Genomic DNA, 22,668 nt, shown 5'->3' on the forward strand with positions numbered 1-22,668 from the left:
TATGAGGATGTTAGTAACAGGAGCGACTGGTTTTTTAGGAAAAAAGCTGGCACTTAGGCTGCATAGCTTAGGTTATGAGGTAACAGCAATTGGCAGAAATACAGAGATCGGAAGCGGTCTTGAGAGGGATGGCATTACATTTATCCCTTGTTCCTTAGAAGATAAAGCGGCTATCGCGTCCGTATGCAAAGATAAAGATTATGTGTTTCATAGCGGAGCGCTCTCTTCTCCATGGGGGAAATATCGGGATTTTTACCTTTCGAATGTCATTGGTACAAAGAACGTCATCGAAGGAAGCAAACACGCCGCTGTGAAACGTCTTATCCATGTGTCTACACCAAGTCTTTATTTTTACTATAATGAGAGACAAAATGTGAAAGAAATGGATTCTTTACCGAGGACATTTGTAAATCATTATGCCCATACTAAATATTTAGCGGAACAAGAAGTAGACGCTGCTCATCGCGAGGGGTTTCCTGTTATCACTATTCGACCAAGAGCTTTATTTGGCCCTGGGGACAATGCTATTCTTCCTCGTCTCATCAAGGTATGCGAAAAAGGTATGTTCCCAAGAATTGGAGGTGATGAGGTTTTAATCGATCTTACATATATAGAAAATGTTGTAGATGCTTTATTACTTTGTATGGACTCTCCGACATATACATTGGGACAAAAATATAATATTACAAATGGTGTGCGTGTAAATCTCTATTCTGTAATTGAAACTGTCATGCATCATCTCGGGCGGGAGTTTCGTTATAAACATATTTCGTTTCGAAAGGCTTTTATGATAGCGAACGTGTTAGAGCTGCTTTCCAAAACCATATTGTTTGGCAAAGAACCGCTTCTTACCAAATATACAGTAAGTGTGTTGTCAAAAAGTCAAACGTTGGATATTAAGAAAGCAACAACTGAACTTGGCTACCTTCCAAGGGTCAGTATAGAAGAGGGAATTCAACACTTTGTAGAATGGTGGAATACACATGGGCATTACGAGACTAAAATTATATGAATGCGGGTATTGTACACACCCTGAAAGAATTGCATATGCGAAAGGCAGCTGGAAGCAGGTGAAGTTTCCTGCGATTGTTGCCTTGCTTCATCATGATAAATATGGGTACATCTTATTTGACACAGGATATGCGAGGCACTTTATGGAGGCAACAAAAGGCTTTCCTTATTCTATATACGCCAAATTAACGCCTGTCTTTTTTCAAGAACAACAATCTATTAAAAATCAGCTTCTCCAGGATGGCATATCACCGGATGAAATTCACTACATCATTTTATCTCATTTCCATGGCGATCACACGGCAGGGCTGAAGGATTTTCCTGATGCAACTATCCTAACATTTCATAAAGCATATGCGGATATTCAGGGCATTAGCAAGTTTGCGGCCTTACGAAAGGGCTGCTTGCTAGATACCCTTCCCTCTAATATAGAGGATAGGATGAAAGTTCTTGATCAGCAGGCTTCTGTAGAGCTCCCGCCTCAGTTTTATCCCTTTACTGCCGGGTATGATGTGTGGGGAGATGGTACAGTATTTGCAGTAGATGTGACAGGACATGCAATTGGACAATTAGGGATATTCGTTACGCTGACGAGCGGAAAGCAAGTTTTCCTCTGCGCAGATGCGGTGTGGCTAAGCAAAACGTATCAAAATTTAATTTATCCAAGCGCAATTGCCAATATCTTAACTGCTGATGTAGTTTCTTATCAAAAGAATATTATGAAGCTTCATCATTTAGCAAAGCAAAATTCTGAGTTGGAAATATTTCCTACGCACTGTGAGTACACATGGAGAAAGATTCAAGAAGGTATCGTGTATGAATAACTTGAAAATTCTCCAAAAATACATCGAAACTAAGTACAGGACCGGACTTAAGACAGAGGAGCAGCTGCGAAATTTTCAAAATGCACGAATAGCAAAGCATATGCAGTTTGTGCTGCAACATTCTGTTTTCTATAAAAATATGTATCAGCCATATATGAATGAAGTTTCGTCGCAACAATGGGAGCAGCTTCCGATTATTGATAAAAAAATCATGATGGAACACTTCGATAGCTTAAATACAGCAGGGATTACAAAAGAACAAGCATTCCAGGTTGCATTTGAAGCAGAGCGTACACGGAATTTTTCTCCTACGATTCACAATATCACAATTGGATTGTCTTCCGGTACAAGTGGAAATAGGGGGCTATTCTTAGTTTCGGAAGAGGAACGTTATTTGTGGGCGGGGAGTATCTTAGCAAAGGTTCTTCCCTCTAGCATTTTAAAGAAGCAAAAGATTGCGTTTTTTTTGCGAGCAAATAGTAATCTGTATGAAACAACGAAAAACAAACGGATTTCATTTCACTTTTTTGATCTATTGGATTACTTTGAAACTCATATCAAAAGGCTGAACGAAATACGACCTACTATATTGATAGCTCCACCTTCTATGCTGCGTAAAATTGCGGAATGGAAAGAGGAGGGACACATACATATAGCTCCTAAAAAGGTTATATCAGTAGCAGAGGTTCTTGAAGATCTTGATAAAGAATATATGCAATCTGTCTTCGGACAGGTGATGCATCAAATTTATCAGTGCACAGAAGGATTTTTAGCTACTACATGCAAACAAGGAATTCTTCATATGAACGAAGACCTTGTCTATATAGACAAGGAGTACGTAGATAAGGGACGAGGGATATTCATTCCAATTATTACGGATTTCAGTCGTAAAACACAACCCATTATTCGTTATCGTTTAAATGATCTGTTGATTGAAAAGAAACAGCCTTGTTCCTGCGGATCACCTTTTCTTGCTCTAGAGAGAATCGATGGTCGATGTGATGATGTCTTTATAGGGAGAGGAAAAACGACCGCCAAAGAGATTAGTTTGTTTCCAGATTTTATTCGAAGGGCTGTCATGCTGGCAACCGCCGATATTGAAGAATTTAAAGTTATCCAACATCCCAATCTATTCATTGAAATAAAATTAAAGATAAAACGGGATGACAATAGGTCAAGCATTGAAAATGCTGTAGGTGAAGAACTGTACCGTTTGTGGAGGGATGCAGGGTGCGAAAGACCGACAATTTTTTATTCGGAATATGATATACTGCCCTCTGAAAAAAAGCTAAAGCGAATTGAAAGGATTTTAAGTTGAGGTGTTATATGCATATCAAACTCCATGACAAATCCACCTTGCATGAAATTGATTGGTCCACCAAACAGGATGGTCACTATATAAGAGATTATTTTACCCCTATTCTTAGGAATGGAGCAAAGTACTTCATACAGAATGTCAATACAAAGACATATATGTTAGAAGTGGATCACTTACTTCTGCCTCTGACAATAAATGATGAGGAATATGAAAATTCGTATGTTTGTTCTCCTTATACCCATTATATTTCTTATGCAAAAGAGGAGCTTTGGGAACTTAAGAATCCCTTATTAGAGAAGCTTTTGTTACTTCCGATTCAGATAATGGGGCACTGGTTTAAACGGAGTCAAATCAACAAAGTAGTTATAGTGAATAATTGGTTTTTATCTACAAACCTATATCATCAGCTGACTCATAAGCAATTAGAACAAATCGCTCTATTCTTGAAAGAAAAATTCCCTGCGCATGCAATTATGTTTCGTTCATTGAATCGCCGTTTATATCCTGAGCTTTTCTCACGTCTTTCCGGATTAGGATTTTGTCCATTATTTGCTCGTTCTGTATACCTTTGTTATCCAGAAAAGCTGCAAAAAATGAACCGGAAATCTCGAAAGGATTTGAACAATGACAGACGATTATTAAGAAACAGCGGCTATGAAATCTTAAATCAGAATGCTCTTACTGAAGATGAGATAAAAATGGTAAGAAAATTATACAATCAGCTGTATATAGAAAAATATTCAGAGCATAACCCTATTTTCACGGAAGAATATTATTTAAATGCTTTCAAGCATCATTTATTGGAATACAGGGTGCTGAAAAAGGATGGGAAAATAGATGGTGTCATTGGCTTTTTTACGAGAGACGGGATTTTAACAACTCCGATCCTAGGTTATAATACGTCGCTTGATAAAAGGAAAGGGCTTTATCGCATGTTGTCTTACCTTATTCTTGAAGAGATCGTTCAAAATAACTATATAGGTCATTTTAGTGCAGGGGCTGGCCGATTCAAGAGAAGCCGGGGGGCGGAGCAGGAAAATGAGTACAGTTTTGTATATGTACAGCACTTACCAAAACATCGAAAGCATATATGGAAAATCCTACGCTTCATTTTGCAAACAATCGTCGAACCGTTAGCTCGTAAATCGGGATTTTAATAATGGATGGGTTTCTAGGAGATGAAAGTGACATAGAGAGAGGAAAGCAGGATAAAGTTCAAACTATGAAATGAAGCTTATAGGTTGCCGGAATACCGGCAGCCGTATGAATTGTCGAATCAGCAACTAAAAATAAAAAGAAAGGGAGGTAAAAGGCATAAGTATACAAAATCAGATAATTTCACTTACCGTAATAATTTAATAAAACCAAAAAACAAAAAATAATAAAAAAAATACTGTTTTCTAGGAAATACTTCGAAAAGCAAATAGCATATTCAGAAGAGCATCAATAGGATTGCATAACAGGAATGCTAAGATAAACCTTTTTTATGTTGTCCAACCATCCTATGGTGACCGTCTCCATATTATTTTTTTTGTGATAGCTATCAAAAGGAAGGATAGTGTATAGAAATAACGGAATGTAAAAACAAACAAAAGAAACTGTGCTTCTATTCATTTTTTATTCGCGTCTCTCCTAGTATCAGCCCCGCCTACGCTGTATACCTTTGGCGGCCACGCGTGCCACCCTGCCCGATTAAAAGAATAACAAAGAAAAGTGAAAAAATCGTAAAAAACAAAGGATCAAGTGTTTTTTCATAAAGAAAATTTTCCGATTGGCGAGCCTTGGGCGAAGACAAAGACGTAGTTGTACTTATACTGTGTTCCTAAAATTTCCGGCCACGTCGAATTCACTTCTGGCTGGAAATTTATACTTTCTTACAGTGTAAAGAAAAAAGAATTTGAGCAAGCTATATCTGTGATATTAGATCAAATGAAAAAGGTGATATTTTTATGGCAGATTTTCTAGAGCCCATTCAATACGAAACAGGTACATCTATTCAAACCTTCAACATTATTGAAACGAGCGTTAATGCTGATGGATACGAGGTCCTTTTGAATATTGATTTGGACAGCGGTTATGAATTAGAGAATGTAAAGCTGAAAATTACCTTTGAAGACTTGGCCGCATACGAGACAAATGATATTCAAGAAGGAGTGAAATGTGCTTTAGGGTTCTTTGACAACTCATTGAATGATCATCATGAATCATTGTAAAACAAACAGTAGGAGGAAATAGAAGTGAGGAAGGAAGAAACAGTCACACCAAGAGATCGGATAGAAAATAATACTGATAAGAAGTTTACAAAGACTCCATTAAAAGATACTTTAAAAGATAAAAGCAATATAAAAGATTACGACAGAGCCTGGGAAGATGATCGTCTTTAAGAAGGATATCCTTCAGCATCGGAAATTTTTATCAAGATATTTCTAACAATAACTTGCTGTATTACGGCAAGTTATTGTTTTGTTAAAAAAATAAAATAGGGATATAATACCGCATATTTTCTCATTTTATTAGAATTCTTCTATATCGAAATAGTTTATCGGATTAAAAAGGATTCCTAGTATTGTCAAATTAATAAAGAAAACTCGCCGATTGGCGATCTCTACTTATACTGTATTCCTAACATTCCTACTACCTCGAATGAACTTTCAGCTAGGAATTTATACTTTCTTACAGTGTAAATGTAAAAACAAATAAACACACTATTTTGTATGTTTATTTGTTTCAACTTTTTCGGTGAAATTGTATTAATGCGGTCTTATTGACCCAGGATTTATATTTTTCCCATAAAAAATTTCGTTCATTTCTTGTTGCAGTTTGCTTGTTATGTTCTCCATTTCCTTGGCACTTAACGAGTTTTTTGTATATCCAAACAAATAATGATCTAGGTCGAATTCCCGAAGTTTGCATTTAGTGTGAAAAATGTTTTCTTGATAGATATTCACATCAATCATGTCATATAAATGTTTTATTTCTTCCGGTATGTAATTTTGAATTGAGCTAATATTATGATCAATAAATAATTTATGGCCTCGTATATCTCTAGTAAAGCCGCGAACGCGATAGTCAATAGTCATAATATCTGCTTCAAATGAGTGAATCAAATAATTTAGAGCTTTAAGTGGTGAAATTTCTCCACACGTAGACACATCAATATCAGCTCTGAACGTACTAATACCATCTGTTGGATGGTACTCTGGATAAGTATGAACGGTGATATGGCTCTTATCTAAAGCTAAAACTACAGATTCGGGAAGAGGGCCAGGTGACTCTTCGAATGATTCAGTTGGCACTTCCACAATGGGGCCTTCTGACACTAATACAGTAACACTTGCTCCCTGCGGTACATAGTCTTGCTTAGCGATATTCAAGACATGCGCGCCGATAATATCTGATACATTCCTTAAAATGTTTGTTAGTCTATCTGCATTGTATTGTTCATCTATGTACTCAATATAAGCTGCACGTTCTTTTTCGTTTTTGTACCAACATACGTCCCAAAAATTGAATGAAAGTGTTTTTGTCAGGTTGTTGAAATCGTGCAATTCAACATGCTGTTCCGGCTGCCAGCTCATGTTTTACCCTCCTTAATCTTAGCGTTTCAACACGTTTAAAGGTATTTTTATGTTGCCCATCCTAGAAAAAAACACACATATCAATTTGTTTCCGTTATTACAATGCGTCTATTGGTTACAATTGTAACTTATACTATAATTAAAGTGATAAACATTTTCATGCTTATTCGTGTAGAGAGATCACTCGGACTTCATAGTATATCGCATGGCAAGAAAAATGTGTCATAAATAAAATTTGTAAAAAAGGTGATTGTATGAGTGATAAGTTAACAAAAATTGAGATTATTACACGCCCAACTAAATTTGATGAACTTAAACAAGAGTTAGCAAAAATTGGCGTTAGCGGTTTAACAGTTTCAAATGTGCTTGGATGTGGCTTGCAAAAAGGTTTTACGGAATTATATCGTGGTATCAAACGTGAAGTAAACATGCATGAGCGCATTAAAGTTGAAATTGTTGTATGCAAAGTACCTGTCCAATCTGTCATTGATACTGCACGCCAAGTATTAAACACCGGAAAACCCGGGGATGGGAAAATTTTTGTATATGAACTTGCAAATGCTATAAAGGTTCGGACCGGTGAAGAAGGTTGCGACGCGCTGCAAAACGAGAACTAAAGCCGCGATAAGACTTACAGACAGTTGTGTTACAGAGGAAAATAAAAAACGGCAGGGATGTTTCCTTTGTCGTTTTTTTTATGATATGGAAAATTTTGTGTATTCTAGGCATAATACTGTTATTGAGGATTTTTATTGGATTAATCGGCAGCAACGGCAGTGGAAAGACAATCTGGATGGAGCTGCTTGCAGGTCTTGTTCGGCAAACAGAAGGCGAGATATATGTAGACGGCAAGAAGATTGGCAGGAAAACAAAGGCGGTTGTTTCGTATTTACAAGACAATCCTAGCTTTGACGGTTGGATGAAGGTTGAGGATGCTCTTCACTTTTATGAGCTTTTTTATCTGGATTTCGAGATGGATCGATGCTTGAGGAAATGAAGAAGATAAAATCTCCTCTCTTTCAAAGGGAGCAAAGGAAAAGTTATATGTTATCGTTACATTGGCACGGAGAGCAAAGATGTATTTACCTGATGAATCGCTTGGGGGCATTGAAAAAATTAGCTGTTGATTCAAAAACGTAAAACAGAGGAGTGTAAATATAAAATTTCAAGAACGCACACGTAGTATAACTAATATGTACGTTCTCTGTGTTTTTGTATCTTACTCTTAACCAATCACTTACCTTCTTTTTTTCTTCGAATTATCTACAGTAGTAACTTTACTTTTGTTAACGTTTTCTAAGATAACTTGCACATGAATATTTTTTTCATCAATATTAGTAACAGTTGAAACTGTGCCTTTACGACCTTTAATCGTTAAAGCCTCACCTACAGCTGGGACACGTTTAAGAAACTGACTCAATAAAGGATTTTTATTCTCAAAAAAATAAACATTAAACATTTTGGTCTCACCTATTTCATGTGGTATGTGTTACAGAAAAATGCTTGTAGTGCATTCTTCATATAAAATATATGATTATAGTTCGATTTAGACCAAATTACCGCTATAAAAATTTTAAAAAATGATACTGTTCTTAAAGACACTTTTCGCAACCTGATAATGTGATGGTGAAAGATGGCATGGTCCAGAAAAATGGGAAGAAGATATGGAGCGCCAATATACTTTAGAACGAGCAGATTGGAGGTTCTGCTCAACTTTCATGTTAATTTTAAGTTTTATTTAATAATCGTATTGAGCTTATTTACAATCAGAAATAAAATGCAATTTTTAGAGGAGAGTAAGGTTGATAGCTTTAAAACAGCGATGATTTCCATTGGTTATGAATCTAAGGGGGAAAACGGGATAACTGGACGGCGATACTTCCAAAAAGGAGGAGACAACAGAACTCATCATGTACATATTGATGAATTGGGCAATTCTCAAATTGAACGTCATCTTGCATTTCGAGATTATTTGCGGGCACATCCAAATGATTCGAAAAAGTATGGAGACTGAAAAGAGGAATTGTCACAACGTTTTCTTTATGATGTTAACTCCTACATTAAAGGGAAAGAACAATTCATATTCGAGATTGAACGAAAAGCTATAACTTGGTATCAAAGTTTAAGAACATAACTTATTTACTTCCATCAATGCTAATTGTGTGAAAACACAACACCCCTTCAGATTGTTTAACTGAAGGGATGTTGGCAGTTTTCTAGACACATTGATTCTTTGCGCTCAATATGAACTCCCAACTTTACTAAAGTAGCACGTCAAGCTGAGTGGGGAAAGTGATCCATTAGGAATCGTGCACCAAACGACAACGTTTACATAAAGTTAGATTAGCATTTACAAATATTCTTATGGTTCTACACAAATGACATCTAGTATATAGTATGTATGCAAAGTCATTTTGAGGAGGTATAACCTATGCAACTCGAAACGTTGGTTATATACAAAGAAGCTGAAGAGATGTTTATTGATGGATGTGTAGAGGCAATCTTACAAAATGATACAAGTCAGACACATATTTTACAATTAATTGGGGATCGCCTTGTGTATAAAAAGGAACTCGATTTTGAAGAAAGTACCTGGGTTCCATCAATTATGAAAGGGGAAGTTGCAGATATACTTTACGTCTGTGTATGCAGCCAATCCATGATTGCATATCTTCATCATAAAATGATACAAAAAAAGGCTTTGAGCAGAGAAATAAAAGAATGTGTAGAACACTTTCTTATTGCAATGAAACAAGCTCTTGCCTATAGAATCATAAATAGGCATTAATCATGTTGGAAGAAACATAGTATCTACTCCTAAATAAGAATAAGCAAAGAATTATCTCATATATGTTTAAATAAGAACATAATGGAATTGCAGCATAATATGGGTATTCTTTTTTCTTTATAAGGAGTGTTATCTATGTTTTTCATTCCATTCCAAAATACAATAACCAAATTCATAAATTCCACTGAACACTTATCACAAGTTCAAATGTACCTGCCTTTCATTATTTCGCAAACAGAACTTCAACTGCATAGAATCATTCATGAAGCAGATATCGTTAGTCTTTCTTATGTAAGCCATGTTTGCAGATTAATTGAAAGAATATGCAATAATACTATGATACAAGGAAAACCTTGGTTTCAGGCAGCTGCTCTTGAAATAGACTATAATGGATACAAAGAAATCGCTACTAATATCTTCAAGCAGTTTTTCCCTAATATTACTTTATCTGAAGCAGAGATAAGTTTCCTTGTTTTATATTTTCATCGTTTACAAACAACGTCCGAAGGCATAATAATCAATTCGTAGGATAGTCTATTCGTCTTATATGGTACGTTCTAAGATTCGGAAGGAGCTTATCCTTTCTTTTTTTGTCCTTTAAAATTTTAAAGCAATCGTTGTTATTGGGTCTACTGACAAAACGGATTAGAGGATTAGACCGTTATGACCCAGGAGTACATAGAAAATGGTACATTGTACGTAAAAGCTAATATGCTTGCTTACAATATAAATGGCGCCCACGCTGTTCCATTACCTTCAGAATATATTAGAGTAAATGGGAATTGACGGAGGGGCCGATTATGGACGAATTGGAAAAGAATCAACAAATGAGCACAGATGAAAGACCTCTTGTTCATCCGAAGGCAAAACAGAACGTAAAAGAAATTGTTTGGACTGCCATAGGCTTGACAGGAATTGGAGTGGTTTTATACAGTGTCGAAAAAATTTATGAATTATTTATAAAGTAGTTGTCGTTCGACAGAATCTGTAAAATATTGCTGTGATAGGGATGTATAGCGGATTAAAAACGATGAAGGGACAACTTCTTACCGTTTTTTGGCTTTGGCAAGAGAAGAACTCTTACTTTGAAGAAAAGAAATCCTAACTCCTAAACCCTTTTGCGGACCATATATGCTAATGGGCAGGAGACTTTAATAATAATAGAGAACATATTGATGAAATAAGGGTGTTGTTTATGACAGCTCCTTTTTTGTTCTTAATTAAGTAAATGGGATAAGTTCGTTGGATGAAAAAAGGGGCACACTTCAACTATTTTTAATGATGCAGAGGGGAGTTTGGGGATGAAACAAAACATCTATGATAATCCTACCTTTTTTGAAGAATACAGGAAATTACGTGACTCTGGGATTAATTACAATAATTTTGTTGAACAACCAGCATTCAAAGAAACCTTACCAGATCTGAAAAATAAAAAGATATTAGACTTAGGGTGTGGTATGGGTGAGTTCACAAGGTACTGTGTAACAAAAGGGGCAATAGAGGTAGTTGGAGTAGATATTTCTAAAAATATGATTGATGTTGCAAGACAACACAATTCATACGCTGAAATCAGCTATATAAATAGCTCTATAGAAGAATTAGAACTACCGATAGGTTATTTTGATGTAGTGGTCAGTTCCCTTGCGCTTCACTATATAAAAGATTACAGCGATGCGATAAAAAAGATAAATAATTGTTTAAAAAAAGGGGGTACATTTATTTTTTCTACAGAACATCCTATTGTTACAGCAAGAAAGAAAATGGACGGTTGGATAACAGATCAGAATGGGGATACGCTGTACTTTCCGGTGGATAACTACCAAGAGGAAGGGGAGCGCACACAATTTTGGTATATCGATGGAGTGGTGAAATACCATCGCACATTCTCCACCCTTATCAATCAATTAATAATAAACGGATTTCAGCTTGAACAACTTGTAGAACCAGTTCCCATAAAAGCAGGGTTAGATGCTATGCCGAAGATAAAAAACGAACTAAGAAAACCATCCTTTTTAATTGTAAAATCTACAAAACTTGAAGGGCGGGATAATTAATGTCTTAAACTAAAATCTAAGCTGTATCGACAACTCCTTTTCAGTTAGTTTTCTTATAAAGTAACTCATAATAAGAATAAAAAAATTACATTAGGGAAGTATGGTTGTCAGAATGTAATTATTGTTGTTCATTGAAAAGGAGTGGATTGAATATGAGAAGATATCGAAATGTGAATACTGGTGCTATCTTGACTGAACAGGAGCTACACGAACTACATTTAAGGGAATACGAAGAAATGTGGGGGAAGATAAAAGATAATTTAGAACAGCATGCACTTCAAAATAAAAAAGAAGATTTTATTACATATATGTTTGAAAATGATTTAGATTTCGATTTTGAAGAGATTGAAGAAGCTTAGTAAAAAAGGGTGGGGGTTGAGATGAAATCTTGGCCCCTTTTTCTGTACAGTATGTTATAAGTCGGGTTTTATATTTATGTCCTATCCCGTAAGATAAAAATCTCTCTGCTTCGCACGCTTTATCATATATTAAAAAAATAAATTCAGAGTATAAAGTCGTTATTTTTCTCATTTTTCTCTTAAATAGTTATATTAGTAAACTTTAATTTATTTAAAATTAATAAATCATAGATGCTGTCCTTTAGCATGGCCTAAGATAAAGGTACTTCACTTATTTACTGTTGTGCACTTTTTCTGTTATATATTCATAGCTGAAAGTCTCGATGTTTTCGGGGCTTTTTATTTTTTATGTTGTGAATTTCTTTAAATCTGTTTTTCTCATTCAGTCTTCGTATTAATAGTTTTAATTGGAAAAGGTGAATAAGGTGACCCTCTACATAATATTACCAATTTTAATGGAGGATGATAAAATATTACATATAGTATCTTAGCTTATATTTCCATTAGTAGAGAAAGAAAATTTATTCTACGACTATATAAAGGGAGTGGATGATTTTGCAAGAAGCGTTATATGAGGGCAATCACTTTGATTTAAGAGTGTACTTAGAATCAAAATCCGATACCAAAGATGAAATTGAGCAGCTCAAAAAGCGAGCTGAGAAAGGCGCTTTTCGCTGTCCTTACTGTGATGAAACCCTTATTGTAAAATCCGGCGATATTCGGGAAGAACATTTTGCTCACCGCCACTCAAAATCATGTGAAGTCAACTGCTCTTGCTTCTATTACTAAGTTGTAGGGAAGGGGGAAGATATTATGCCATTAGAAATCGTCCGCAATGATATTACAAAGATGGATGTAGATGCGATTGTGAATGCCGCGAATACATCACTGAAAATGGGTGGTGGTGTATGTGGTGCTATATTTCGTACGGCGGGTATCGATGAACTGCAAGAAGCATGCGATAAAATCGGTGGATGCAGGATTGGACAAGCATTGATCGTCGATTATTTTCAAAAATTCGGAATGAAGCAGATTATACTCCAAAGAAGAAAACAGCCATTGCCTTTGCCATTGCTTTAAAATTGAATTTAGAGGAAACAATAGAGTTGTTAGCTGCTGCAGGTTATACTTTATCACATAGTAGTAAATTTGATATCATTATTGAATTCTTTATCAAACAAGCTAACTATTTAAAATGTCGCTTTTCAAGCGACCATTTCTGATCGGAGTATTGTTATCCTAAGTTTATCAAATAACAGAGGGTGACGATATTGAAGAGGAATTTAACAGAATTAGTTTTTATTTTAGATAAGAGTGGCTCAATGGCAGGACTTGAAGCAGATACAATCGGCGGTTTCAATGCGATGCTGATGAAACAGCAAAAGGCTGAAGGAGAAGCCTTTGTTACGACTGTATATAACCTTGATATTAAATTATAACAATATGATAAATTTTCCAATTAACTCTTTTGCAGAAAAGCAGGAATATAATCATAATTCAAATTATGCTGTATAAAATTCGGTAATAATAAAATAAATTTGGAGATGGTTTTGAGATTTTATTGAGTCAAGTATAGCTTTTTACGTAAGGCTTATGCACACTGGTGTCAATTTACAGAAGGGCTTGTCAATTTTACAAAAATGCTCTTAACATACTTTAAGAGCATTTTTGAAGAAAGATCCATATTTTAATATTTCTTTATTTCGTGTCTAGATTCCTCTGACCATTATAATTACTAATAACAATAGTTTGTCTTATGTATGTTTGATCATCAACCAGCTTAAGCATAAGTTCTGCAACATCTGCACGTGATATCTTGGGGATTACTCCTATGTCAATGTTCTCCCCGAATTGATAGGTTGATGACTTCGGTTGATTTGTTAGTATTACTGGATGAATCAATGTCCAATCTAAATTACTTTGTTTTAAATACTTTTCCCCCAGAGTTTTATCATCGAAAGTTTTCTTTAAAAGTGTTTTATAAATAACTTTAAGTAGAATTGGTACCTCAGTAATGCTTTTATCCACGCCAAATGCCGACATGATAATGACTCGTTTACATGCACTTATTTCCATTGCATCGACGATGTTTTTTGTACCTACGGAAAAGACATTTCCTCTAAGTGATTTACCATTACCTAGAGCACTAATTACCACACCATGTCCTTGTACTGCATTCAGTACTCTTTTCGTATCTAATACATCTCCAGTGATGATGTTTAGTTTTGAATGACTGATGGGTAACCTGTCTGAATTCCTAACGAACGCTGTCATTTCATATCCTAATTCGAGACCCTGATTAACAATCTGTTGACCAGTAGGTCCTGTTGCTCCAAAAACTAATATCTTCAAGCACATCCCTCCCACAATAGTTTTAGTAAGTTGGATCATTCAACGGGCATCGTAGGTCTCAAATAAATGCCCTCGTTTCTATACAAGTTTTTAGGAATAAAGATCTAATTGTGCAAACCTAACTTACTTTCACTGAAACCTGCGAACAGAATAATCATAACACACAACAATAAAGTGGACCCATCGTCAAAATACGGATCTTAAGAAATTAATAACTTCTGCTTTTGAGCATTATGGTGATTTCGCATGTAACGGAGGGGTCTGTTGTATTTGAAGATGGACATACCCATCATTATAAGGCGTATTCAGGACCAGCTATTCCTGTTGGAAGTGGAATGCACGTTCATTATTACGATTTTTATACAACTGAGGATAATGGACATAGACACCATGTAAAGGGAGTGGATCATCCTGCTCCAGGAAATAAATAAGAATTCTAATCTATAATATACAAAAAGAAAACATCAGAGGGGAAATCCCTCTGACGTACAGTTTGCCTCTGATAGTCTGACTACGCTTTTAATACCCTAAATGCTTCTCTTACTTTTTTGGCAAAAACTAATGGTGGTTCAACGGATTCAAAGTGCATATACATAGCACGTGGCTCTTCAAATAACCAATGATTATGAAGGGCTGTAACGATAATATTTTTTTCTCGAAGTTCAGTTAATAATGGATTAACTTCTTCTTGTAAAAGAACTGTTTCTCCTAAATTTAATGCATTGCCTCTGCTATCTAAGCCTTCAAATGAGAAAAATTGAGGGTTAACTAATGGAGATTCCGCTCTACGTCCAAGAATAGTAAAATTGATGTCGCGAAACTTTTGTACTAAACATACTCCCTTCGGAGTAACCATTCCTGACCCACCTAAGATTCTTGCAAACTCATCACATAATTGTGCTTTAGGTAGCTGCCGACTGGATTGGTTTGAGTAACGATCGTTATTTGAATGACAATCAGTGTTTGAACAATGACAGGTATTTGAATAATGGTTCTTATCACCTATATATTCCCAACTGTTTGAATACATAAAACGCCTTCCTTCCGTACGTGGCAGAGTTATTCAGCTTGTTTTCGCTAATTATAGTATTCAGGTTGTACGAGATGAACCTGGACGATATACTTACTCTTAATACCAAAATTTTATGATTTGGGGACTTCTTTCAGAGGATCCATAAAAAGTAGGTACTTCCTGAATAATTTATTGCAAAGGGATGACATTAATAAAGGAACCTACATGAAATCCCATAGTTGATCTTCTGAAATGAAGGAAGCAAGGGATTTAGTGCAGTGTTAACTGAGGTAGGAACATTAAGATAAGAATGAATTTAAGATTAAGAGCACCCAGGTGCTCTTAATCTTATTTTGGGAGGAATATTTAGGTAAGACGATGATGACTGAATACTTGCGCCGGTAAGGATACAAAAGGGAAATGGAAGTGTCAATAAGGAAGGTGTATGAACGCATCCGCTTTCTATTCTGGGTTATATAAGGAAGTGAAAATATTTTTTCAGGTTCTGCTACATACATTTTTTGTTGATGTAAAGCTAGTACCTTTAGCTAAATTTATTTCAATTCTCAAAAGAATGAATGGGTAGGAGATAAAGTATGCAAATAGATACTTTTAATTAGTCTAACAACTCATTTTAGTGTTCCCTTGAGGATTCCGACTGAAAATATTCCCTACCTTTAAGTTTAACCTCTGGTAAAAAGAAGGTTCCGATGAGGCTAAGAATGGCGAAAATTAATCCAACCATGAAAAGGCGTTGAATACCATATGTTAACGAAGCCTTCACCGCATCCATAAATTGAAGATACATCTGATGCCCCGCAGTACCAAACATATTAAATTGAGCAGTAATTGCATGTTGTGCTTCAGAAGTCAAAAGTGCTTGTGGATTTAGTTCAACCAACTTACTTTTTAACTGTTGCAAAGAAGCTGGCAGCGTCTCGTTAAACTTTTCATTGAATGATTTGTTTAGAATGGAACCAAAAATGGGTGAGGCAATCACTCCTCCAAGTGAACTCACGAATTGCTGTGTTGAGTTCACGGTACCCATCATTTTGTAAGGGAACGCATTTTGAACAACCATATTCATAAGTGGCATCAACGAGCCGATTCCAAGTCCTAGAACAACCATGTTACAAGCAACTGATATCCATGTTGTATGGGTATTCATTTGATTCAATAATATGGAGCCCACCACTATCACCGCACCGCTTATCCGTGCAAGGTACTTATAACGACCTGTTTTAGACATGACTTGACCTGAAACGATGCTTCCGACTATAAAACCAAGCATCATCGGCGACATTACCCAGCCGCTGCTTTGTGCATTGAGTCCAAGTACTCCTTGAACAAAGACAGGCAAGAACATTAAGCTCCCAAACATTGTCATCCCAATCAGGATTCCTAAAATCAACGACATACTAAAAATACGATTCTTAAACAAGGACGGTGCAAGTAGTGGATCTTCCGTCTTCCGCTCCCATAAAACAAAGAGTAAAAGGACAATTAAACCGCCAATAAAGAGCATTATTTCAGTTGGTGAGCCCCAGGCGTATTTAGTACCTGCCCACGTAAAACCAAGTAAAATCGGGATTAATCCAATGACCAAAATAATAGAACCGGGCCAATCTACCTTTACCCTATGTTCTGCCCGTACTTTAGGTAACGTTATAGCTACGCCGATGATAGCGAGTATTGCGAACGGCAAATTAATATAAAACACCCATCTCCATGAAAATGTGTCCGTAATCCATCCGCCCAGTGCTGGACCGATAATGCTGGATAATCCAAACACAGCCATCATAACGCCCATCCATTTCCCTCGTTCTTTTGGCGTAAAAATGTCACCCACTGTGGCACGTGGCATACTCATCATGGCACCGGCACCAATACCTTGAAAAGCACGTGCCCAAATTAGTTCAGTCATCGTATGTGCCTGCCCTGATACCGCAGATCCGATTCCAAACATTATAAGACCAAATAAATAGAACGGCTTACGCCCGAAAACATCTGACAGCTTTCCATAGATCGGAATTGTCACAGAAGAAGCCATCATATATGCTGTGAATACCCACGCATATAAATTTAATCCATGTAAATCCCCAATAACAGTGGGCATTGCGGTTGATACAACTGTCTGGTCCATTGATGAAAAAAACATCGTCAAAAGGACCGTTGCAAGTGCCCACCACTTTTTTGAACCTGTTATTTGGTTCGTCGTTTGTACTTCTTGCTTAGCCACTAGCTATTCCCCCTTATTCTACAATTCAATAACTCTTCAATCTGCATTATCTGATAAATGAGGAATATTTCTTTCAGATACTGGATAAAAGAATCTAATTCATTAGGATCCATCTTTTTAAAGCAATGTTGCATGATTTTTTTCTTATTGCTAAAAAATGATCCGATTTTTCTTCACCAGTATTAGTTAACTTAATAATGTCAACCCTGCGATCCGTTTTATCCTGTGATCTGGTAACAAAACCTTGGTTTTCCAATCGATCAAGCATAACTGTGATAGCACTTGGAGCGACCTCCTGTTCCCGACAGCTTTGACACACTACATTGGTGTTCTTTTCGGATTAAATGCAACATAAAAATCCGACATCCGTTGACCCTAATTGGGCGTGATTAATAAGCTGTGGACCCAGGTTTTTCATCAAGATAATCAAAGGTTTATCAAAGCGCTCCATCAAGGGGTCAAAATTTTGGCTTATAAAGTCCCTCTTTTATTTTTTGTTGCTTAAATATTAAGTCGTATAATTTTTAATATTATGAAATTTCAAACTTCAAGATTTAAGTCCATAGTAGTAAAAAAACAATTCACATCTTACTCATTTATTGGTAAAAAATTAAATCCTGTTTTTTTTAATTTTGGGATTGGGATGCCAAACACATATTATTTGTTAAAGGTATTCCTTTAGCTAATGATTCGCAGGGACTGTAAGATCAAAATGTCTTTCCTATTTATGATTAAAAAAATCATTTTAACCTTGGATAGTAAAAAAGGGGCACCACTTTGGATGAGTGTTCTGCAATCTATACATCATTAAGAATGGACTCATCAATGTAACCAAGCAATAAACCATTGCTTTATAAATTTATTTTTAAAGCGGTGATAATTGGAAAGTAAATAAGAAACCCATTTACAATCGGGATGGTCTGAATGTTGTCTATCAATCCTTATACAATTGCAAAAGTAAAATTATTCTCCCTTACATCTGTCCTCTGATCAGTTCCATAAGATTCTTTTCAGGTGATTCCTCCATACCTTGGAGTAATTCATCTATAAGTTAAGATGGTTTTTTTGACACCCCTTGATTAGCCAGATGTTTTATCATATGCATGATTTCTTTATCAATGAATTAGATTGTTGTTTGCTTCACTAATATAGTGGAAGATATTTTTAGGGCATGCTTGAAGCACCTCTTTTATCTATCTCATATTCCAGCAGAGGTGATACAGATATTAGGGGAACATCTCGTCTCTTCTGTATTAGTGGAAGGCGGTGGAACTGTAAATGCTTCCTTTATTGAGAATCAACTTGTAGATAAAATTGTTCTGTATATTGCTCCAAAACTTATTGGCGGGCAACATGCTCCTACATTCTTAGAAGGTACAGGGACTGAGAAGCTGAAAGATGCAGTTGAACTTTCGAATGTGAACTTGACTCAAGTAGGAAAAGACTTCAAGTTTGTAGGTTATCCGATTTATGCAGTGTGATAAAAAATAGAAGTCAGAGGAATATGTATGGCGGAACCATATTATATAAATAGGAGCCCCAGTTAACCTTCTATATGCGATTTTATGGCTGATGCGTAAAGAATATAAAAACATCTGAAGGCTTAAAGTTCCTCCCGATATTTTAGCAATTAGTTGCTTAGTACCTCACGTATTTCTCTAACTTTTTAGAGAAAACCTAATCTCCATAATAAAAAAAGACTATTCAAAAATGGCAGATCTTATCTCCTTTTTGAACAGTCTTTTTGTTACAAGTCTAAACATTGGATATTGGGGGATGCATTTAATATTCTTTGAAAGATTAGCTGAAATATTGAGAAACTAGCTGTTTAATTTTATCTTGATCCACGATATACTCATCGTTATAATTCTGCAAAATGTCATCATACGCGGTTTTATACTCACCAGGTAATTGGTGATATTGAAGTTGTTTAGATTTGAAATCCTTTAGTGCAAATGCAAGGCTTAAAACGTCCTTCTGTGTCATATTTGTAGACGTGATAACCTTCGGGAGCTCTTGAACAAATTGTGGTAATTTTATAATGTTCTGCGGCTTCAATACTGATTTTGCCACACCAAGAAGCACCTTTTCTTGAAGCTGTTGACGACCAAACTCCCCATCTGCGATAGCATGACGTTCTCTCGCAACCTCTAAGGCCATCGTTCCATCTAGGTTCTGCGTTCCAGCCTTCACAATCTTGCCGGCGTTTTGTGGAATCCATGAATGAGTAATTTCTACATCATAAGGAATGTCTACATCAACCCCACCTAATGTATCAATAATATCTCTTAAACCCCAGTAAGTTGTTTCAGCGTAGTAGTTAATAGGTACTCCTGTAAAATCACTAACAGCTTGGGCTGCTGCTTTTACACCTTTATCTAAAGAGTTATTGTCAGCTTGGACAATGTACTGGGCACTTGTCAGCTTCGTGTATCCATAGCCTTTTAAATAAATCCGTGAGTCACGTGGGATACTGACCGCATTATATTGTTTCTTGTCTATATCCATATGGATAAGGATCATGGAGTCAGAATGTCCCGCTGGATCTTCTGGTCGTTGATCTGTTCCCATGATAAGCACGTTAAATACGCCGCTCTTTGGCTTTACTTCACTTGCTGTGGTCGGTCGAACTGCTGTCGCAACATTTTTAAAATAGTTTTTTGGCAGGAAGTTTTGGTATGCATATATTCCTAATCCACCACCTACTACAAGCAACGCTAACAAAATATAGATACTATTTTTCCATTTAATCCTTGCCCTTTGTTTTCTTTCTTGTCTTCTCTCTCCCATAAAATTGTTTCCTTCCTGTATTCATTTTTAGTATGACAGACTTCCGAGATAATGCAGCATAAGTATGCTTTATCCTGGAAAATATGGATTCAAGTGAATGAGTACCTCTTTAATATTGTCATGCTTATCCATTAAAGCCTTTTTGATTTCCTTTCCTAGGTCATGTCCCTCTTTAATTGTTTTAAAGTGATCAATGGAAATCCGTACATCTACTAACACATAATGTCCGTGTTCCCGTGCTCGGATTTTGTCTATTCTTTTGACATCTGAAAAGTTCTGGATCACTTGGATATAATCCTGTAATAATGTTTGTTCGACGTTACGCTCCAGGAGGATGTTAAACGCTTCAGAAGACATCTCCTTTGCAATTTTAAAGATTAAATAGGCTACCAACATACTCGCTGCCTTATCCCCGTATAACAAGAAGGTGAGATCATACTTACCGCCAATAACGGATAGTACTACCCCTACGGCTGCGGCAATAGAAGCAACAATATCTGCCTTATGATCATAAGCGATTGCCTCAATCGCCTTACTTTGATACTTTTTAGCAATAGCAAAAGAATATCGATACAGAATTTCTTTGGCCACATAAGAAAAAAGCGCAATCCACATGGCTAGCAGGCTCGGTGCTTCCATCGGATGGAAAAAGCCTACAACCGCTTCAAATACAATATAAAGAGAAACTAAAAACAGTAAAATCCCTACGATTCCTGAAATAATGACTTCTGCCTTTCCATGACCATAGGGGTGCTCTTCGTCAGCTGGCTTATTGGCCAATCCAATTACAAGTAAAACAATGATTGAAGCAAATACATCAGCAGCAGAGTGAATCCCATCTGCAAACACAGCTTCACTTCCGGCGTAAAGACCTACAATCACTTTTCCTACTGTTAAAATAATGTTACTAATTACACTAATCCAAGCCACCTTTTTGGCAACGTTCTCTCGCATATGACCCACGTATTCCACACCTATCCCTAATCATTTTTATGCTTTTGCATATTACCATGGAGAAATCGAGTGGGTCTAGAGAAACAGAATGTCTCAAAGTTAACTTTGTTGCAGGAAAGAAAGACTGTAATCATAACCCAAATTACATCGTATAAAACTCGGTAATATTTTGATGTATACTCGCACCTATTTATTACTGTATTGTCCATTTTGAAAATGAATAAAACCTATATTAAGCAGATACAGAAGTATTACTTTTTAAGTATAAATATAAACTTGTATTTTATAGGATGTTTGTAATAAACTAAGACTAAGGTTAGCTGCGGGATCGATCCCGCGAAAAATAAAAATATGAAAGAAGAAAAAATTAAGGTGATGGAATGCCAACTATTTTAGATGTAGCAGAAAAAGCTGGGGTATCAAGATCCACGGTTTCCCGAGTTCTTACCAATAGTGGTCGAGTGGATCCAGAAACAAAACAAAAAGTTTTAGCAGCGATGAAAGAATTGAACTACCAGCCGAGTCAGGTTGCACGTAATTTACGGAGAAAAGAAACCAACTTAATTGCCGTTTTAATTCCTTGTATTTCCAATCCGTTTTTTGGTAGTCTAGTTCAGGGGATGGAAGAGGTAGCTGTTAAAAAAGGATATCATGTTATCCTTTGTAATACGGGAGAAGATCCTGTTCGACAGATGGAGTATCTCCAGATGCTGGAGAGAAAACAAGTAGATGGTGTGATTCTAACTGCTTTACGAAACCCTCTAGAGGAGGTGAGATCTTACCTTCAGCATGGTCCAATTGTACTAGCTAGTGAATATGTAGAAGACAATTCTCTTCCTGCTGTCGTGATTGACAATATAAAAGCGGCGGAGCGTGTAACTGAACATTTAATTTTAAAGGGTCACAAGAGAATAGGCTTTATCAATGGACCGGAACATATTATCCTCTGTCGGGATCGACAAAAAGGGTATATCCAGATGCTAGAAAATTATGAAATATCGGTTTCTCATGATTTAATCACGTGTAGTGATTTTACCATTGAAGGTGGATTTGCATGTGCTAAGCAACTTCTTGCACTAGAGGAGAAGCCAAGTGCTATTTTTGCTGCGAATGATGAGATGGCTGTTGGTGTCATTCAAGCTGTGCAGGAGCAAGGACTACGGGTTCCTCAAGACGTAGCGGTAGTTGGATTTGACAATGTACAAGTTTCTAAAGTAGTTCAACCAAATTTAACAACGATTGATCAACCAATTTTTCAACTTGGAGTAAAGTCCATGGAACTTCTTATATCATGTTTAGATGGAGATGTATTGGAAGGTAAGCGAATCGTTTTAGAAGCAAATCTGTGTATCCGAGAATCAACGTGAGTCAATTAGACTTTTTTCAAGT

General features: G+C 36.3%; 26 protein-coding genes and 2 pseudogenes. 20 read left to right on the top strand and 8 right to left on the bottom strand.

The features are described 5' to 3' along the window. Position 1: 1 nt before the first annotated feature. From AAHB12_RS10730 to AAHB12_RS10755, 6 genes are all read left to right on the top strand, one after another. Positions 2-1,012 (top strand): NAD-dependent epimerase/dehydratase family protein, encoded by a 1,011-nt coding sequence (locus tag AAHB12_RS10730; protein ID WP_342045306.1) that lies wholly within the window; start codon positions 2-4, stop codon positions 1,010-1,012. Beyond that, the gene (locus tag AAHB12_RS10735) at positions 984-1,835 is read left to right on the top strand and encodes an MBL fold metallo-hydrolase (protein WP_342045307.1); all 852 of its coding nucleotides are present in this window, start codon (positions 984-986) and stop codon (positions 1,833-1,835) included. The genes AAHB12_RS10730 and AAHB12_RS10735 overlap by 29 nt, the downstream gene beginning before the upstream one ends. Then, positions 1,828-3,153, top strand: a complete 1,326-nt coding sequence (locus AAHB12_RS10740; RefSeq protein WP_342045308.1) for a F390 synthetase-related protein — start codon at positions 1,828-1,830, stop codon at positions 3,151-3,153. The genes AAHB12_RS10735 and AAHB12_RS10740 overlap by 8 nt, the downstream gene beginning before the upstream one ends. 8 nt (positions 3,154-3,161) lie before the next feature. Continuing rightward, a complete protein-coding gene (locus tag AAHB12_RS10745; RefSeq protein WP_342045309.1) occupies positions 3,162-4,310 on the top strand; it encodes a hypothetical protein in 1,149 nt (382 codons plus the stop codon). Positions 4,311-5,102: 792 nt separating this feature from the next. Beyond that, a complete protein-coding gene (locus tag AAHB12_RS10750; RefSeq protein ID WP_129726269.1) occupies positions 5,103-5,366 on the top strand; it encodes a hypothetical protein in 264 nt (87 codons plus the stop codon). Positions 5,367-5,390: 24 nt separating this feature from the next. Beyond that, positions 5,391-5,537 (top strand): hypothetical protein, encoded by a 147-nt coding sequence (locus tag AAHB12_RS10755; RefSeq protein ID WP_165350670.1) that lies wholly within the window; start codon positions 5,391-5,393, stop codon positions 5,535-5,537. Positions 5,538-5,903: 366 nt separating this feature from the next. On the opposite strand, the gene speD is transcribed toward AAHB12_RS10755, so the two are convergent. Next, positions 5,904-6,731, bottom strand: coding sequence for an adenosylmethionine decarboxylase (gene speD / locus AAHB12_RS10760; protein WP_129726268.1), 828 nt, complete (start codon positions 6,729-6,731; stop codon positions 5,904-5,906). Positions 6,732-6,985: 254 nt separating this feature from the next. On the opposite strand from speD, the gene AAHB12_RS10765 reads away from it, so the two are divergent. Together AAHB12_RS10765 and AAHB12_RS10770 are read left to right on the top strand one after the other, a co-directional pair. Next, positions 6,986-7,348 carry a P-II family nitrogen regulator gene (locus AAHB12_RS10765; RefSeq protein ID WP_129726267.1) on the top strand — a complete coding sequence of 121 codons (363 nt, stop codon included), beginning with the start codon at positions 6,986-6,988 and terminating at the stop codon, positions 7,346-7,348. 122 nt (positions 7,349-7,470) lie between these two features. Further along, positions 7,471-7,728 (top strand): ATP-binding cassette domain-containing protein, encoded by a 258-nt coding sequence (locus tag AAHB12_RS10770; RefSeq protein WP_342045310.1) that lies wholly within the window; start codon positions 7,471-7,473, stop codon positions 7,726-7,728. A gap of 240 nt (positions 7,729-7,968) precedes the next feature. Here AAHB12_RS10770 and AAHB12_RS10775 read toward each other — a convergent pair whose 3' ends face one another. Further along, on the bottom strand, positions 7,969-8,190 hold the full coding sequence (locus AAHB12_RS10775; protein WP_129726265.1) for a hypothetical protein: 222 nt from the start codon (positions 8,188-8,190) through the stop codon (positions 7,969-7,971). Positions 8,191-8,508: 318 nt separating this feature from the next. On the opposite strand from AAHB12_RS10775, the gene AAHB12_RS10780 reads away from it, so the two are divergent. From AAHB12_RS10780 to AAHB12_RS10820, 9 genes are all read left to right on the top strand, one after another. After that, a complete protein-coding gene (locus AAHB12_RS10780; protein ID WP_342045311.1) occupies positions 8,509-8,745 on the top strand; it encodes a GrpB family protein in 237 nt (78 codons plus the stop codon). Positions 8,746-9,162: 417 nt separating this feature from the next. Then, the gene (locus tag AAHB12_RS10785; RefSeq protein WP_342045312.1) at positions 9,163-9,519 is read left to right on the top strand and encodes a hypothetical protein; all 357 of its coding nucleotides are present in this window, start codon (positions 9,163-9,165) and stop codon (positions 9,517-9,519) included. A gap of 135 nt (positions 9,520-9,654) precedes the next feature. Further along, entirely contained in the window at positions 9,655-10,047 is a 393-nt protein-coding gene (locus tag AAHB12_RS10790; protein WP_129726262.1) for a PRD domain-containing protein, read from the top strand. A 272-nt stretch (positions 10,048-10,319) separates the two neighbouring features. Then, positions 10,320-10,487, top strand: coding sequence for a hypothetical protein (locus tag AAHB12_RS10795; protein ID WP_165350668.1), 168 nt, complete (start codon positions 10,320-10,322; stop codon positions 10,485-10,487). 333 nt (positions 10,488-10,820) lie between these two features. Beyond that, positions 10,821-11,573, top strand: a complete 753-nt coding sequence (locus AAHB12_RS10800; RefSeq protein ID WP_342045313.1) for a class I SAM-dependent methyltransferase — start codon at positions 10,821-10,823, stop codon at positions 11,571-11,573. 152 nt (positions 11,574-11,725) lie between these two features. Further along, a complete protein-coding gene (locus tag AAHB12_RS10805; RefSeq protein ID WP_342045314.1) occupies positions 11,726-11,932 on the top strand; it encodes a hypothetical protein in 207 nt (68 codons plus the stop codon). A gap of 555 nt (positions 11,933-12,487) precedes the next feature. Continuing rightward, the gene (locus tag AAHB12_RS10810; protein WP_129726259.1) at positions 12,488-12,721 is read left to right on the top strand and encodes a competence protein CoiA family protein; all 234 of its coding nucleotides are present in this window, start codon (positions 12,488-12,490) and stop codon (positions 12,719-12,721) included. Positions 12,722-12,745: 24 nt separating this feature from the next. Then, complete coding sequence (locus AAHB12_RS10815) at positions 12,746-13,012, top strand: macro domain-containing protein (protein WP_342045315.1); 267 nt, start codon at positions 12,746-12,748, stop codon at positions 13,010-13,012. 191 nt (positions 13,013-13,203) lie between these two features. Continuing rightward, positions 13,204-13,371, top strand: a complete 168-nt coding sequence (locus AAHB12_RS10820; protein ID WP_342045316.1) for a hypothetical protein — start codon at positions 13,204-13,206, stop codon at positions 13,369-13,371. A 259-nt stretch (positions 13,372-13,630) separates the two neighbouring features. Here the strand turns inward: AAHB12_RS10820 and AAHB12_RS10825 are convergent, their stop codons facing one another. Continuing rightward, complete coding sequence (locus AAHB12_RS10825) at positions 13,631-14,284, bottom strand: NAD(P)-dependent oxidoreductase (protein ID WP_342045317.1); 654 nt, start codon at positions 14,282-14,284, stop codon at positions 13,631-13,633. 245 nt (positions 14,285-14,529) lie between these two features. Here AAHB12_RS10825 and AAHB12_RS10830 point away from each other — a divergent pair. Continuing rightward, positions 14,530-14,715, top strand: a pseudogene (locus AAHB12_RS10830) (YmaF family protein); the annotation flags it as partial. Positions 14,716-14,795: 80 nt separating this feature from the next. Here the strand turns inward: AAHB12_RS10830 and AAHB12_RS10835 are convergent. The 3 genes from AAHB12_RS10835 to AAHB12_RS31740 all read right to left on the bottom strand — a co-directional run bounded on the left by AAHB12_RS10835 (position 14,796) and on the right by AAHB12_RS31740 (position 17,854). Continuing rightward, positions 14,796-15,314, bottom strand: a complete 519-nt coding sequence (locus AAHB12_RS10835) for a DUF1259 domain-containing protein (RefSeq protein WP_446715543.1) — start codon at positions 15,312-15,314, stop codon at positions 14,796-14,798. A gap of 616 nt (positions 15,315-15,930) precedes the next feature. Then, on the bottom strand, positions 15,931-17,535 hold the full coding sequence (locus AAHB12_RS10840) for an MDR family MFS transporter (RefSeq protein ID WP_342045318.1): 1,605 nt from the start codon (positions 17,533-17,535) through the stop codon (positions 15,931-15,933). Positions 17,536-17,629: 94 nt separating this feature from the next. Then, positions 17,630-17,854, bottom strand: a complete 225-nt coding sequence (locus AAHB12_RS31740) for a MarR family winged helix-turn-helix transcriptional regulator (RefSeq protein WP_446715544.1) — start codon at positions 17,852-17,854, stop codon at positions 17,630-17,632. Between the two features lie 892 nt (positions 17,855-18,746). Between AAHB12_RS31740 and AAHB12_RS10845 the strand changes: the two are divergent. Continuing rightward, positions 18,747-19,016, top strand: a pseudogene (locus tag AAHB12_RS10845) (RibD family protein); the annotation flags it as partial. Between the two features lie 319 nt (positions 19,017-19,335). On the opposite strand, the gene AAHB12_RS10850 reads toward AAHB12_RS10845, so the two are convergent. Beyond that, on the bottom strand, positions 19,336-20,325 hold the full coding sequence (locus tag AAHB12_RS10850) for an LCP family protein (RefSeq protein ID WP_342045319.1): 990 nt from the start codon (positions 20,323-20,325) through the stop codon (positions 19,336-19,338). Positions 20,326-20,394: 69 nt separating this feature from the next. Further along, positions 20,395-21,279, bottom strand: a complete 885-nt coding sequence (locus AAHB12_RS10855) for a cation diffusion facilitator family transporter (protein WP_446715546.1) — start codon at positions 21,277-21,279, stop codon at positions 20,395-20,397. A gap of 380 nt (positions 21,280-21,659) precedes the next feature. On the opposite strand from AAHB12_RS10855, the gene AAHB12_RS10860 reads away from it, so the two are divergent. Further along, a complete protein-coding gene (locus tag AAHB12_RS10860; protein ID WP_342045321.1) occupies positions 21,660-22,646 on the top strand; it encodes a LacI family DNA-binding transcriptional regulator in 987 nt (328 codons plus the stop codon). The last annotated feature ends 22 nt before the right edge of the window (positions 22,647-22,668 follow it).

Source organism: Bacillus sp. OTU530, assembly GCF_038440375.1.